General features: G+C 56.5%; 10 protein-coding genes, 1 tRNA gene and 2 rRNA genes (1 of these 13 cut by a window edge). 10 read left to right on the top strand and 3 right to left on the bottom strand.

Translation table 11 applies throughout. The features are described 5' to 3' along the window. The 3 genes from CFBP5499_RS11910 to CFBP5499_RS11900 all read left to right on the top strand — a co-directional run. Positions 1-2,700 (top strand): 23S ribosomal RNA (locus CFBP5499_RS11910) (it extends 109 nt beyond the left edge of the window). A 268-nt stretch (positions 2,701-2,968) separates the two neighbouring features. Further along, positions 2,969-3,083, top strand: a 5S ribosomal RNA gene (gene rrf, locus CFBP5499_RS11905). 339 nt (positions 3,084-3,422) lie between these two features. Next, positions 3,423-3,499: transfer RNA gene (locus CFBP5499_RS11900), tRNA-Met, on the top strand. Between the two features lie 105 nt (positions 3,500-3,604). Here CFBP5499_RS11900 and CFBP5499_RS11895 read toward each other — a convergent pair. Next, complete coding sequence (locus tag CFBP5499_RS11895) at positions 3,605-4,429, bottom strand: helix-turn-helix transcriptional regulator (RefSeq protein WP_080824338.1); 825 nt, start codon at positions 4,427-4,429, stop codon at positions 3,605-3,607. Between the two features lie 87 nt (positions 4,430-4,516). Here CFBP5499_RS11895 and CFBP5499_RS11890 point away from each other — a divergent pair, with 87 nt between their 5' ends. The 3 genes from CFBP5499_RS11890 to eutH all read left to right on the top strand — a co-directional run bounded on the left by CFBP5499_RS11890 (position 4,517) and on the right by eutH (position 7,936). After that, a complete protein-coding gene (locus tag CFBP5499_RS11890; RefSeq protein WP_371506439.1) occupies positions 4,517-5,308 on the top strand; it encodes an SDR family NAD(P)-dependent oxidoreductase in 792 nt (263 codons plus the stop codon). A 95-nt stretch (positions 5,309-5,403) separates the two neighbouring features. Beyond that, complete coding sequence (locus CFBP5499_RS11885) at positions 5,404-6,654, top strand: D-arabinono-1,4-lactone oxidase (RefSeq protein ID WP_080824340.1); 1,251 nt, start codon at positions 5,404-5,406, stop codon at positions 6,652-6,654. Positions 6,655-6,709: 55 nt separating this feature from the next. Further along, positions 6,710-7,936: an ethanolamine utilization protein EutH gene (gene eutH / locus CFBP5499_RS11880; RefSeq protein ID WP_080824341.1), complete on the top strand. Its 1,227-nt coding sequence runs from the start codon at positions 6,710-6,712 to the stop codon at positions 7,934-7,936. A gap of 254 nt (positions 7,937-8,190) precedes the next feature. Here the strand turns inward: eutH and CFBP5499_RS11870 are convergent, their stop codons facing one another. After that, entirely contained in the window at positions 8,191-10,227 is a 2,037-nt protein-coding gene (locus CFBP5499_RS11870) for an NADH:flavin oxidoreductase (RefSeq protein ID WP_080824342.1), read from the bottom strand. A 144-nt stretch (positions 10,228-10,371) separates the two neighbouring features. Between CFBP5499_RS11870 and CFBP5499_RS11865 the strand changes: the two genes are divergently transcribed. From CFBP5499_RS11865 to CFBP5499_RS11850, 4 genes are all read left to right on the top strand, one after another. After that, positions 10,372-11,004, top strand: a complete 633-nt coding sequence (locus CFBP5499_RS11865) for a TetR/AcrR family transcriptional regulator (RefSeq protein ID WP_175416701.1) — start codon at positions 10,372-10,374, stop codon at positions 11,002-11,004. A gap of 110 nt (positions 11,005-11,114) precedes the next feature. Next, positions 11,115-11,789, top strand: a complete 675-nt coding sequence (locus tag CFBP5499_RS11860; RefSeq protein WP_080824343.1) for a response regulator transcription factor — start codon at positions 11,115-11,117, stop codon at positions 11,787-11,789. Next, on the top strand, positions 11,786-13,222 hold the full coding sequence (locus CFBP5499_RS11855) for a sensor histidine kinase (protein WP_080824344.1): 1,437 nt from the start codon (positions 11,786-11,788) through the stop codon (positions 13,220-13,222). The genes CFBP5499_RS11860 and CFBP5499_RS11855 overlap by 4 nt, the downstream gene beginning before the upstream one ends. Positions 13,223-13,461: 239 nt before the next feature. Beyond that, a complete protein-coding gene (locus CFBP5499_RS11850) occupies positions 13,462-14,091 on the top strand; it encodes an outer membrane protein (protein ID WP_080827210.1) in 630 nt (209 codons plus the stop codon). A 133-nt stretch (positions 14,092-14,224) separates the two neighbouring features. On the opposite strand, the gene CFBP5499_RS11845 is transcribed toward CFBP5499_RS11850, so the two are convergent. Next, positions 14,225-14,614: a hypothetical protein gene (locus tag CFBP5499_RS11845; protein WP_080824345.1), complete on the bottom strand. Its 390-nt coding sequence runs from the start codon at positions 14,612-14,614 to the stop codon at positions 14,225-14,227. Positions 14,615-15,083: the final 469 nt, after the last annotated feature.

Here is a 15,083-nt window from a genome sequence, read left to right as displayed (position 1 = left end):
GATCTCCGAATGGGGCAACCCACCTTAAATGCTTGGAAAATCCAGTCTGTTTTAACGAACGGCCTGGGTTTCCAAGCATTGTGATAAGGTATCTGCACCTGAATACATAGGGTGTAAGAAGCGAACGCAGGGAACTGAAACATCTAAGTACCTGCAGGAAAGGACATCAACCGAGACTCCGCAAGTAGTGGCGAGCGAACGCGGACCAGGCCAGTGGCAATGATGAATAAAGCGGAACGATCTGGAAAGGTCGGCCATAGAGGGTGATAGCCCCTTACGCGTAGAACAGTCATTGTCCTTGAGTAGGGCGGGACACGTGAAATCCTGTCTGAACATGGGGAGACCACTCTCCAAGCCTAAGTACTCGTGCATGACCGATAGCGAACAAGTACCGTGAGGGAAAGGTGAAAAGCACCCCGACGAGGGGAGTGAAATAGAACCTGAAACCGGATGCCTACAAACAGTCGGAGCCCGCAAGGGTGACGGCGTACCTTTTGTATAATGGGTCAACGACTTAGTGTAACTAGCAAGCTTAAGCCGGTAGGTGTAGGCGCAGCGAAAGCGAGTCTGAACAGGGCGATTGAGTTAGTTGCATTAGACCCGAAACCGAGTGATCTAGCCATGAGCAGGCTGAAGGTTGGGTAACACCAACTGGAGGGCCGAACCCGTATCTGTTGCAATAGATTGGGATGACTTGTGGCTAGGGGTGAAAGGCCAATCAAACTCGGAAATAGCTGGTTCTCCGCGAAATCTATTTAGGTAGAGCGTCGACCGAATACCCTCGGGGGTAGAGCACTGGATGGGCTATGGGGACTCACCGTCTTACTGATCCTAACCAAACTCCGAATACCGAGGAGTACTAGTCGGCAGACACACGGCGGGTGCTAACGTCCGTCGTGAAGAGGGCAACAACCCTGACCTCCAGCTAAGGTCCCCAAGTCATGGCTAAGTGGGAAAGGATGTGAGGATCCCAAAACAACCAGGATGTTGGCTTAGAAGCAGCCATCATTTAAAGAAAGCGTAACAGCTCACTGGTCTAAATAAGGGTCTTTGCGCCGAAAATGTAACGGGGCTAAAGCCATGCACCGAAGCTGAGGATTGTGGCAACCTTCGGGTTGCTTCAGTGGTAGCGGAGCGTTCCGTAAGTCTGTGAAGGCGGACCCGTGAGGGCTGCTGGAGATATCGGAAGTGCGAATGTTGACATGAGTAACGATAAAGGGAGTGAGAGACTCCCTCGCCGAAAGACCAAGGGTTCCTGCTTAAAGTTAATCTGAGCAGGGTTAGCCGGCCCCTAAGACGAGGCGGACACGCGTAGTCGATGGGAACCACGTTAATATTCGTGGGCCTGGTGGTAGTGACGGATCTCGTGTGTTGTACATTCTTATTGGATTGAATGTGCGGCGAAGAGGTTCCAGGAAATAGCTCCACCGTATAGACCGTACCCGAAACCGACACAGGTGGTCAGGTAGAGTATACCAAGGCGCTTGAGAGAACTATGTTGAAGGAACTCGGCAAATTGCACGCGTAACTTCGGAAGAAGCGTGACCCTTTTGTACGCAAGTATGATGGGGTGGCACAGACCAGGGGGTAGCGACTGTTTATCAAAAACACAGGGCTCTGCGAAGTAGCAATACGACGTATAGGGTCTGACGCCTGCCCGGTGCTGGAAGGTTAAAGGGAGGGGTGCAAGCTCTGAACTGAAGCCCCAGTAAACGGCGGCCGTAACTATAACGGTCCTAAGGTAGCGAAATTCCTTGTCGGGTAAGTTCCGACCTGCACGAATGGCGTAACGACTTCCCCGCTGTCTCCAACATAGACTCAGTGAAATTGAATTCCCCGTGAAGATGCGGGGTTCCTGCGGTCAGACGGAAAGACCCCGTGCACCTTTACTATAGCTTTACACTGGCATTCGCCAAGGCATGTGTAGGATAGGTGGTAGGCTTTGAAGCAGGGACGCCAGTTCTTGTGGAGCCATCCTTGAAATACCACCCTTATCTTCGTGGATGTCTAACCGCGGTCCGTTATCCGGATCCGGGACAGTGTATGGTGGGTAGTTTGACTGGGGCGGTCGCCTCCGAAAGAGTAACGGAGGCGCGCGATGGTGGGCTCAGACCGGTCGGAAATCGGTCGTCGAGTGCAATGGCATAAGCCCGCCTGACTGCGAGACTGACAAGTCGAGCAGAGACGAAAGTCGGTCATAGTGATCCGGTGGTCCCGTGTGGAAGGGCCATCGCTCAACGGATAAAAGGTACGCCGGGGATAACAGGCTGATGACCCCCAAGAGTCCATATCGACGGGGTTGTTTGGCACCTCGATGTCGACTCATCGCATCCTGGGGCTGGAGCAGGTCCCAAGGGTATGGCTGTTCGCCATTTAAAGCGGTACGTGAGTTGGGTTCAGAACGTCGTGAGACAGTTCGGTCCCTATCTGCCGTGGGTGTAGGAATATTGACAGGATCTGTCCCTAGTACGAGAGGACCGGGATGGACGTATCTCTGGTGGATCTGTTGTCCTGCCAAGGGCATAGCAGAGTAGCTATATACGGAATGGATAACCGCTGAAGGCATCTAAGCGGGAAACCAACCTGAAAACGAGTGTTCCCTATCAGAGCCGTGGAAGACGACCACGTTGATAGGACGGGTGTGGAAGCACAGCAATGTGTGAAGCTTACCGTTACTAATAGCTCGATCGACTTCTTCGTTCCCATTGATTATGTTCATCAAGCAAAGCTTGATGACATCGTCTTCTGTCCTGACGCGCTGAAAGCGCTCCGGACGGGCCGCGCCATAAGGTATTTTGCTTGACAGCAAAAACCGGAAGGCGCGACAGACCTCTGGTCTGTATGGCTCCAAGCTCGATCTCGAGCAAAGGTAGAATACGGATCGGTCAGACAAGACGTGTAATTAAGACAAAAAGTGGTAATGCCACCCAGCTTCTCGAAAACAACTTATGTTGTTGCGTTTTGCCGACCTGGTGGTTATCGCGGGGCGGCTGCACCCGTTCCCTTTCCGAACACGGCCGTGAAACGCCCCAGCGCCAATGGTACTTCGTCTCAAGACGCGGGAGAGTAGGTCGCTGCCAGGTCTGCAAAACGCAACAATCAATCTTCTCATCACTCTCTTCGGCCCAGCCGATACAAAGGGCCGCTACAAGCGGCCTTTCGTCGTTCTACGGCATAAAACAAGGCAAACGCACAGCGCGTCCCTTACAGGAGATAAATTGCTCCGCAATTTACTCCGGCAATATGCATCACAGCTTCCCTGTGATGCAGTCGCGATAAATCCCATAGGGATTTACGCTGGTAATGACATTTTTGCTAACGCAAAAACGCAGTCGGTATTTTGCTAACGCAAAAACCTGGTAAACACGCAAACTCTTCGAGTTTGCTCTGTCGCGACAAGTTCTTCGAACTTGCGCTGGTAACGCGGGGTGGAGCAGCCCGGTAGCTCGTCAGGCTCATAACCTGAAGGCCGCAGGTTCAAATCCTGCCCCCGCAACCAAAAATTCCACGAAACACCTAAGAGATCCGAGGAAACTCCCTGCACGGTTTGCGTGCCTGTGGGAACGGTAACTGCTCTAGTCGCAACAGGCTCATCGGCCGACGGTCACTCGCCCTTTTGCAGGTGCCCGATGAATATTCGAAACAGCTCGCCCTGACTTGTTATCGCCAGTCGCTTATAAATATTGTGTCGATGAAGCTTTGCAGTGCCTTCCGATATTTTCAGATGCTGGGCAATCGAAAGGCTGCTATGCCCGCGAAGTATGAGCTTGGCCACTGCGAGCTGCGTCGCGGTTAGGCGACCTTCGAAAATCCTCGCGAAATCGGCGTCGTCACTCTCATTTTCTTTTTCATGGTGACTCAACTGCGGCAGATGCAGCTGGCTCCAATGCGTCTGCAGTGCTGCTTGTATGATTGGCTTTTGTCCCCCAAGAGTTTGCATCTCCGTTTCGCTGAATGCAGCGCGACCCTGGCTGCGCATGAGGGAGAATACGATGGCATCGCGCCCCTGAAGCGGCACGATGTATCCGATCTCTTCGACGAGGGAGCCCGCTTCGGATGAGACGCAGGGGTGAACGTCTTGCGAAATAAGGAAACCGGACGTGTGGAAGCTGTCGGGTGCGAGATCCTGCATTCGCCACAAGCCCGAGGGATGATTGTTGCAGGCAGCGACGTAAAACGGGTCCAGCAGGAATCCGCCTTGCAGATACGCGTTTATCACCTTGCGTGGTACAGACTTATCGTAGCCATTGTGAATGAGCTTGGCATGCCGCCCCAAAGAAAAGGCTAGTATGCAACTCATATCGAAATCGACGATGCATCGGATGTAGTCGTCCAGGGTCGTACCAAATTTTTCCGTTCCGATCACGGAAATAAGACGTCCGACGAGCTCCGCGTCGTTAGTCCGGTCGCAGCATATAACTTTCACCATATCGACGTCGCAGCCCAGCTCTTCCTACCTTCGTGAAATAAGAACACGGGTTAACCGTATCAACAACAAGGGAACTGTCACAGAGCGTTGGAGCGCGCTCGTAGGAGGAAAAAATTGGGACGTTTAACGGGCAAGACCGCTCTCATTTCCGGCGGTGCTGGAGGCTGCGGCCTTGCGGCAACAGAGATTTTTGCAGCTGAAGGTGCGAAAGTCGGAATCATCGATTTGCCGCGTAGCATGGGTGCGGAGGTTGCGTCCAGACTGGTTTCCGAAGGGCTAGACGTCTTCTTCGCGGAGGCGGATGTTTCCGACGCTGCCCAGGTTCAGGCTGCGGTCGATGCCATCATGGACAGATTTGGTAACATCACCGTATTGATGAACCACGCAGGAACTTTGACCGCTGGTCCGTTTCTTGAGACCTCTGAGGAGGACTGGGATCGTCTGATGGCGATCAACGTCAAAAGCATGTTCCTCGTAACCCGCGCCGTCCTGCCGGGGATGATAGAGGCCGGCGGAGGCAGCATTATCTCGACGTCGTCGATTTCCGCAGTGGTCGGTACGCCCATGGAGGTGCTTTACTGCACCACTAAAGGTGCCTGCCATATGTTCGCGCGCGCATTGGCCGTTGAGTTTCGCGACCGCAATATCCGAAGCAACGCGATATGCCCCGGGTTCATCGCGACGGACCACGGTCTACGCGAAATCCAGCTGCTTCGCAGCTTCGGTGTCGATGTTTCGGAAGAAGCAATCAAGTCGGCGCAGGGCCGTTTGTGCCTGCCTGCCGAGGTTGCCAAAGCTGCGCTGTTTCTTGCGAGCGACGACTCCAGCTTCGTGAATGGAGCGCATCTGTTCGCTGACAATGCATACACTGCCATATAGGCACCTGAAATTTTGATTGTTCATTGAGAAGCCGCTTTGTCCGGGCGGCGGAGCTGTGTCCGCCCCCTGGTCAGATAATCTGGGAGAACACTGGAATGCTTAAAAATCGGGAACTTGAAGCCGGGGGACATTGGCGAAACTGGGTTGGTAATCAATCCTGCGTCACCACCGCGCGCGGCGCTCCGCGAAGTGAGCAGGAACTCTGCGAGATGGTCGCGACCGCGACATCGCAGAACATGAGGGTTCGGTGCGCGGGCTCTGGCCACTCCTTCACTCCCGTGGCCGCCACCAACGGCCTCATGCTCACCCTCTCCGGGATGAAGGGGGTTAAGAGTGTCGACCATGATCTCAAGCGCGTAACCGCCTCCGCGGGAACGACGATCAACGAGCTTGGCAAGTATCTGAAGGGCGCCGGTCTTTCCATGATCAACCAAGGCGATATCGACAGCCAGGCGCTTGCTGGCGCGTTGTGCACTGGAACTCACGGAACCGGGGCCAAACTCGGCAATCTGGCGAGTGCAATCGTTGGGATGAAGATCGTCCAGCCGAACGGCGAAATTCTGGAAGTCGACGAATCCACGCCAGATAATCTCCTCGCGTCACGGGTGGCGGTCGGAACGATGGGCGTAATCTCCGAAATCACTCTCCAGCTCATGGATTCCTACAATCTGAAGGAGCGGCTCTGGCACGAGGACTTCGACGCGTGCATGGAGATGCATGACGAACTGGCCGCCAAGCACCGCCATTTCGGCTTCTTCTGGTGCCCGACTGAAAAAAGCCGCCACTGCTATTGTTTGCCAGATACGGCTGCCACTTCGAAGTCGGGAAAGACGACCGACGTCTGTGAGATGAAGGTGATGGATATCACCGAAGAACCTCCGATGTCGGCCGGGTTTGAGACGGTTGCATACAGCTCTGAAATTTATCCGATCGAATACGTCCCGAACTTTCATGAACTGGAATATGCGGTTCCCGTCGCTCACGGAAAGGAAGCCATCAAGGCTGTTCGTGCCCTGATGCTGGATAAATATCCTGAATGTATTTATCCGATCGAATACCGGTTCACCGCGGGCGACAAGGCGTGGATGAGTCCTTTCCACGAGCAGGACAGCATCACACTTTCCGTTTCAGGCGAGCCTGGAACCGACTATTGGCCTTATCTGCGTGATGTCGACAACATCCTTCGCGGATTTAGATCACGACCTCATTGGGGAAAGTTGCATTTCCTGTCGCGTCAGGATGTCAACGACCTCTATCCAAAAGCCAATGAGTTTCGGGCCCTGCGAAATCGGCTCGATCCCCAAGGTTTCTTCCTCAATGAGCATCTGGCGCAACTGCTAGGTTGATATTGTCGCGCTGCCGTCCCTGTGGCGGCAGCCCTTGATCGCTATGGAGGTCGGCATGGAGAACATCGGAACATACGTTATCTATTTCATAATGGTCTGTGCTGTGGCTGGCGCTATCGCTTCGTTGATCGACAGCGAGAGCGGGCTTGGCAAGGAGTTTATAAGCGGGCTGCACAGTATCGGGCCGATTTTCGTCCCCGTTGCAGGAATCATGGCTTCGATCCCTTATTTGTCCAAGTTTATCAGTTCGACTGTCGGGCCAATGCATGCGGCGTTGGGTGTAGATCCTGCCATCGCGGCGACGACGATCATCGCGACCGACATGGGAGGGTATCAGCTGGCGAAAGCGCTTGCCAGTTCGCCCGACGGCTGGGTCATGGCAACGATCGTTGGATTTATGGCTGGGGCCACCATCATTTTCTCGATACCGGTTGGTCTTACAATGCTGAAGAAGGCCGATCATAAATACATGGCCCTTGGCGTTATGGCCGGTGTCCTCAGCATACCGATTGGCGTCATCCTTTCGTCCTTGATGCTTGTAGTCTTCGCCGTTCCTATACGGCCGGATGTTGCTGCCACGGGAGCGGCTACCGAGTTCCTGTCGCTGTCAATGGCGACAATCGTTCGCAACGTTTTGCCTTTGGCGGCCTTCTGTGGTGTTCTGGCGGTGGGCTTGCGGTTTTTTCCGGAGCGTATGATCTCGCTCTTCCTCCTTTTCGGCAGGTTTATGCATATCGCCATTACGCTTGTCCTCGTTGCATCGATCGTCGAGTATTTCACGTCTTTCTTCACCTATATTCTTGGCGGGTGGGGTTTCGCACCCATTATCGCGGACGCCGACGATCAATTTCGCGCTCTTGAAATAGCGGGCTACATTGGCATCATGCTCAGTGGCGCGTTTCCGATGGTTTATTTGATATCCAAATATCTTGCCGGCCCGATGGAGGTCATCGGCTCGAAAGTCGGGCTATCGAAGAGCGGCGCGACTGGGCTTCTGGCTGCGTCGGCAAACATCCTGGCTATGTTCAGATTGATCGGCGATATGCCGCCTAAGGGCAAGGTTCTGGTGATCGCTTTCAGCGTTTGTGCGGCCTTCTCCTTCGGCGATCATCTGGCGTTTTCGGCAAATTTTCAGCCCTCGCTTATCTTGCCGCTGTTGATCGGCAAGTTCGGAGGTGGGCTTGCCGGGTTTGGCTTGGCATACTGGCTTTCTGTTCCAAGCGCGCTCAAACTGGAGCACCAGCAAGAGCCGGCGAGTGGCCTTCTACCTGCTACAACCTAAGTGCCAACGTTGGTGCGGCCCCTGCAATTTGCGCGCCATGGCGCTTAGGACATTGGAGAGCGCGAATATAGCTTGGCGCGAAGTGTTCGTCGGGACTGGGGCGACGGCGCAGGAGCCGCCGTCGAAGCCGGGATTGGCGTTGGGCTTCTGGCACTAGGTGCTGCTCCCGTCGGTGTGCGTCAGTCAGGGGCCACTCGTTGCGGGAGCTTCCGAACAGCCCCACGCCTCATATCCCCTGATCCGGGACACCCACATCAGATGTCCTTTGCAAGACGCAATGCATCGTAGATCGCCGCATGGGTGTTGCGCGCGGCCACGGCATCGCCGATCCGGAAGAGCTGGTACGTGCCGGCCGGGTTGCGCTCCACCGTCTGGTTCACTCCCGCAAGCAGGGCGTCGTAGGAGATTTCGCCGAGGTTTTTCGAGCCGGGTTTCAGCTCGAAATAGAGCTCGTCCAGCGGCACCGTGCCGTGATTGATGACGATCTGATCCACGGTCCTTGATTTGGCCACGCCGCCATAATCGCTGCCGACATGGGCGATGAGCTGGTTACCGTTTCTTTCCGCCGCTTCCAGCCGGTAGGTGACGGTGAAGGTGACGTCGAGTTTCTGCAGCGCGCGCATGTAGGGAACGAGGTTCATGGCCATGACCTCCGGGGCAAAGGCGCGGTCGGGCGTCATGATCTCGACCTTCGCGCCCGCCTTTGCCAGACATTCGGCGGCCTGCAGGCCGGCGTGATCGCCGGCATCGTCGAAGACCAGCACATTCGTGCCCGGTTTAACGTCTCCGGAGATGATGTCCCAGGCGGAAACGACGAGATCATTGCCCTTTGAAAGCACGTCGGTATGCGGCACTCCGCCGGTGGCGATGATGACCACGTCGGGGTTTTCCGAAAGAACCGTGTCGGCTTCCGCCCAACTGTTGAAATGGAAGGTGACGCCGAGCCTTTCGCACTGGCTCATGCGCCAGTCGATAATGCCTTTCATTTCGCGGCGACGCTCGCTTTGCGCGGTCAGGCGTATCTGGCCGCCGGCATCGTTCGCAGCCTCGAAGACGACAACCTCATGGCCGCGTTCGGCGCAGACACGCGCCGCCTCAAGCCCGGCCGGACCGGCGCCGACGATGACCACCTTGCGGCGCTGCACCGCCTTGGTGATGTCGTGCGGCATGGTTTCTTCGCGGCCGGTGGCCGCATTGTGGATGCAGAAGGCGAGGCCGCCCTGGTAGATGCGGTCGAGACAATAATTGGCGCCCACACAGGGGCGAATATCCTCCTCCCGCTTTTCCATGATCTTGCGCACAATATGCGGGTCCGTCATGTGCGCCCGCGTCATGCCGACCATGTCGACCTTGCCGGCGGCGATCGCATGACGGGCGGTTGCGACATCCTGGATTTTCGCGGCATGGAAGGTCGGGAAATTGGTCGCGGCACGGATTTCACCGGCGAAATCGAGATGCGGCGCATTTGCCATGCCCTGAATGGGAATGACGTCGGTCAGGCCGGGATCGGTGTCGATATGGCCCCTGATGACGTTGAGATAGTCAATCAGGCCGCTGTCCTTCAGTCGCCTGGATATTTCGAGGCCCTCTGCCTTGCCCGTGCCGCCCTCGAGACATTCGTCGGCGGTATAACGGACCCCAAGGATGAAATCGTCACCCACGCGTTTTCGTATCGCCTTGAAGACGTCGAGACAGAAACGCATGCGGTTTTCCAGCGAACCGCCATAGGGTCCATCAAGCTCGTTGGTCAGCGGGGAAATAAACTGATCGATGAGATGGCCATAGGCCTCCAATTCCACCCCATCCATGCCGCCGGCCTTCATGCGTTCCGCAGCGTCGGCGAAGTCCTTGACGACGCGTTCGATATCCCAATCCTCGATCTTCTTCGGAAAGGCGCGATGCGCCGCTTCCCGCTGGTGCGAAGGGGCGAGCACCGGCAACCAGTCGCCCTTGTCCCAGCGGGTGCGGCGGCCGAGATGAGTCAGCTGGATCATGATCGCCGCACCCTGTTCATGCACGGCGTCGGTCATTTCCCTGATCCAGGGAACGATTTCATCCTTGTAGGCGAGCAGATTATTGAAGACGGGCGGGCTGTCTCGGGAGACGGCGGCGGAGCCCGCCGTCATCGTCAAGGCGACACCGCCTTTTGCCCGCTCCACCGTATAGGCACGGTAACGCCCCTTCGGCATGCCATCCTCGGGATAGGCGGGCTCATGCGAGGTGACGATGATGCGGTTTCGCAGGGTGAGGTGTTTCAGCTGGTAGGGTTGAAGAAGGGGATCATTCGACATGCGCCATGCTCCACAGATGTTTCATGGGAGGAGGCTAAGCGGGAATGTACATATGTGTCAATTAAGAAAACACATGTGTTTGTCGCTTCGACACAGCTGGACATTCGCCTTGTCGCGCCTAGGCCGATTTGATAGGAAATCATCATGGAAGCGACATTGAACGAGACAGGCTGGCGCGGATCATATGAGGGGTGGCTCGAGGCCGCTTATCAGGCCCTGCTGGAATCGGGTGTGGATTCCGTCAAGATCCTGCCCTTGGCGAAAAAGCTCAACCTGTCGCGCACGAGCTTCTACTGGTTCTTCAAGGACAGGGAGGAGTTGCTGGCCGCGCTGGTCTCACGCTGGCGTGAGAAGAATACCGGAAGCATCGTCCGGCAATCAGAGGCCTATGCCGAAACTCTTGCCGAAGCCATGCTGAATATTTTCGATTGCTGGCTGGATTCCTCGCTTTTCGACAGCCGGTTCGAATTTGCGGTTCGAAGCTGGGCCCTCCAGTCGAGCGAGATTCTTGCGGAGGTTGGCAAGGCCGACGAGATGAGGATGGCCGCACTTTCACGCATGTTCATGCGTTTCGGCCATGGAGCAAACATGGCGGATGTGCGTGCCCGCACCACCTATCTCGTGCAGATCGGCTATATTTCCATGCAGTCAGACGAAGGTGTGGCGGTGCGGATGCAGAGGATTCCTGACTATATTGCCATCTATACGGGCGAGGTGGCGCAGCAGCGCGAGCTTGACCGGTTTTATGCGAGACATGGGTACAGGCCGGGTTCGTAGTCCCTCGGCCTGGTTGCTGCAAACGTCTGTTGCGGTGGCTTCCTGCAATGTAGCTGCAACATTCACCGACCAGTGGTGGGGAAGGCAAGGGCTCATCTTGGGGAACGTCATTGCGAATCTTGCTTCTTGAGGATGAACCCGAAATGGCCCGCGCGCTTCTCGAGGCCTTGCGCCGGCGGGATGTGCTTGCCGATCATGTGAGCACCATCAGCGATGCCGATGCTCTTGCGCGTGACGGCTCTTACGATGTTCTGGTTCTGGATCGCCGTCTTCCCGATGGTGAGGGGCTGAACCTTGTGGCTTCGCTTCGCCGCAGCAAACACACCGTGCCTATCCTTGTTCTGACGGCGCTTGGAAGTGTCGATCACCGTGTCGACGGGCTTGATGCCGGGGCGGATGACTATCTTGCCAAGCCTTTTGCGATCGAGGAACTGCTCGCCCGCCTCAGGGCTCTCCACAGGCGTGGCCCGTCGCTTTCCGACAAATATACGCGGTTCGGAAATCTGGGTATCGATCCGCGCAGCAATGAAGTCAGCGTTGCCGGTTCCAGCATCGAATTGCGGCGGCGGGAATATCTGGTGCTTGAGGCCCTGATGCGGCGTCCGAACCGCATCGTCACGCGGTCGAACCTGATTGAGGCTGTCTATACGCTTGATGACGAGATCGAGTCCAATGCTCTCGATGCCCATATTTCCCGCATCCGCAAGAAGCTGGCGCAGGCGGAAGCGACGGTGGAGATAAGAGCCGTGCGCAATATCGGTTACCTCGTCCGGTTGAAGACATGAAGAAGACACATGATCGATCCCTGCGATGGGGGCTGATGAAGCGTCTTTTCGCATTGCAGGCCTTCCTGCTCGTGCTTTTCGTCATCCTTCTCATCGGCTGGATATGGATCATTGATCCGCGGCTCGAAGGTGCGAATGAAGAGTCTGCCCGCATCGTCGCGGAGAGCGTGACAAAGGATGGACAGGGCAGGCCGCAACTATCGGCGACGCCGGAACTGGCGGAGCTGAAACGGCGCTATCCGAATCTGTGGTTTGTGGTGCGGGACACCAAGGACATCGTCTTGCAATATGGCGTTGTCCCGGCGCCCGTCCTCTCGGCGGCCTTTCCCTGGAGTTTTGAGCGCGCGCGCCTGGAGGCGGCCGGTACAGTGCGCGCCACCGTGGAAAACCGCGATACATCCGCGGGGCGGCTTCAGTTCATTGCCGGAACAGAAGAGGGAATCCCCAATGATGGGCTGAGCATCTGGATCAATGTGCAGCTTGATCTGGAAAAGGATGCCGAAGGCGCCATTCGCTGGCTGACCGTGCTGCCGGCGCTGGGTTTCATCATTCTTATCGCCGTCGTGCCGATGCTGATCCTGACGGGTATCGCGACACTGCTCGTGACCCCACGGGCGGTCGGGCGATCCCTGAGCGGACTGATGGAGACCGTGAAGCAGGCCCAGTCCATCGATTTCGACAACCGCTTCGCCCGCATCGACCGTTCGAAAGTCCCGCTTGAAATCATCCCGCTGGTGGATGCCTTCAACGTCGCGCTTTCGAGGCTCGATGACGGCTATAATCGCCGCAACCGCTTTCTCGCCGATGCGGCGCATGAGTTGAGGACGCCGATCGCAATCGTGCGGACCAGAGCCGATCTTTTGCCCGATGACGCGCTGAGCCGCCAGATTCGGGCGGATATCGATCGTCTCACCCGCGTTGCGCATCAGCTGCTGGAAATGCAGGCGGTGGGCGCGGTGGAACTGCCGGCGGAGCCGTGCGATCTCAATCAACTTGTCGAGCGCATCGCGACCGACCTCGCCCCGATTGCGATGGATGCCGGTTACGAGTTCGATTTCGAGCCAAGTGCAAGCGCCGCCATCTTTACCGTGCAGGCGTCGATCATCGAGATGGCGGTCGTCAACCTCGTTCGCAATGCGATCGATCATGCCGGCGGCAGGGGCGCAATCACGATCCGGATCGACGCGACGGGCGCCATCGAGGTCTGTGACGAAGGGCCGGGTATACCCGTTGCGGAGCGCGGGCAGGTATTCGAGCCGTTTCACCGCATCAACACGAATTCGCCGGGCGCAGGCCTTGGGTTAAATCTGGTCCAGAAGGCCGCCGAGCTTCATCGTGGCCGTGTTCTGTTCCTTGATCTCAATCCCGGCTTCTGCGTGCGGCTGGAAATCCGTTCCGTTGTCTCGAAAGGTGCTGAGGCCGGCAATCCTTAAAATATGGTTAAAGAAACTCTTATAACTATATTAAATAAATCAATTATTCCTAATAAAACGGGTCGCGTGCAATGCAGGCGTAATTCTCGCGGGGAAAATGCCCGTATCTGCTGAGCTCATCGGCATGTCATGCCGATTGGGCGCAGGAGACGAACGGGAACCGGCTTCCGGTTCTTCAACGCGAACTGAAACCTTGCGGGCGCCAGGCCTTGGCGCAGCGGTTTCGTCTGGAGTCATTCATGTCGATCATCAAGAAATCGCTTGCCGCCGTGACTATCGCCGTTGCGGTTGCGGGCAATGCCTATTCCGCCGATCTCACCAACTACAATACGCAACAATCCTTCGACTACGGCAGTCAGCCGGCTTTTTCGTGGGGCGGAGCCTATGTCGGTGCCCATGGTGGTGTCGCCTCTCCGAAATTCAGTCCACTGGCCAGCGGCCGTGGCCTGACGGGTGGCGTTCAGGCGGGGTATAACTACCAGTTCGGCTCCGGCGTCGTCGGTGCGGAAGTGGAAGGTTCCTATCTCGGAAACGATGCGCGTGTGCCGAATGGCCGGTTGCGGGAGCGTTTCCGGGGTGCGGCCAAGTTAAAGGCCGGTGTGGCGCTCGATCACACGCTTCTTTACGGCACTGCCGGCCTGACCACGACGAAGTTTAAGGATGGCAATGGCGTAACGGGTCCCGACGGCTGGAAACAGGGTTATCTGGTTGGTGCCGGCGTCGAGCAGAGCTTTGGCGGCGGCCTGTCGGCAAAGTTTGAATATAATTATGTAAGCACGGGAAATGTGGCCACGACGACATCAAGCGGCAGGTCGAAGACCGATGTCAGCGATCATGTCATCAAGGCCGGTCTGAACTATCGCTTCTGATCGACCCGTCCATGAAGGCTTCCAGGGAGAATGCAAAAAATACCGCCGCTTTCAGTGTGGAAGCGGCGGTGGAACGGCGCGGAGCGCAAAACAGGCGGGTGGTGGCGGGCCGAAATCCGAGATCGGGAAAGGATCACTCGCATTCGAGCGAAGGCTGCCGGAAGCTCGTCACGTACCATTCGCTGCCGGAATTGCGGGTGTAGAAGGTATAATAACAATCGATGCGTTCGATATAGCCAGGCGTTTCGGACACTTCGTAACGCTCGCCACGCCGTGTCGTCCGCACTTCACCACTCGATGAGCCGGCGACGGCCTGCGTCTTGTTCTTGCGCCATTGATAGGCCTGCTGGCCGGGGCCGAGGCTGTAAATATTATCCGGCGGGCCGTAATCCAGCATCACGCTGGTGATGGGCGCGCCGATATAGCTTTTCATGACGGTAGATGCGCAGGCCGTAAGCAGCAGCGATGCACAGGCGACGAGGAGGATTGCCGCCGGGACGGCAAGGGACGATCTGTTGGACATGGAGTTCCTTTCTGCGGTGACGTTCGCAGGGATAGGAGGCGGTTATTGCAAGTACATTGCACGGGAAAAGCGGGGCGAGGTGGGTGGCATCCGCTGAAAGCGGCGATGCCCGAATGCCGGTATCGGAGGCCGGCGATGTTGCGGCTGATATTCGTCGACAGGCCATTTCGATATCCTGGGACAGCGGAGGTTTCGTCGTTCAGAAAGCCATGCTCCATCTTTTGCAGTTAAGAATCATTTGCAATAAGGATTGACGCTGGTTTTATTTCCCATATTCTGCTGTTGCGAATGAGTTGCAATTTCGGTTTCCGGGCGGGTTCAGATGATCGATGTCGAAGGTGTCGTTGCGAATGGGTTCATCTGGACGGCGGAGACGGATGATCCGGCCGGGATCGCAGTTTCTTCTCGCAATTTATCCCTTTCGATCGGATGTCCAGATGCTTTTTGTCCCTGATGAAACCCGCAAACG

Source organism: Agrobacterium tumefaciens (assembly GCF_005221325.1).
In the GTDB taxonomy this organism is placed as follows: Bacteria; Pseudomonadota; Alphaproteobacteria; order Rhizobiales; family Rhizobiaceae; genus Agrobacterium.
The sequence above is the reverse complement of the archived record's forward strand: the minus strand, read 5'-3'. Positions and strand labels throughout refer to the sequence as shown.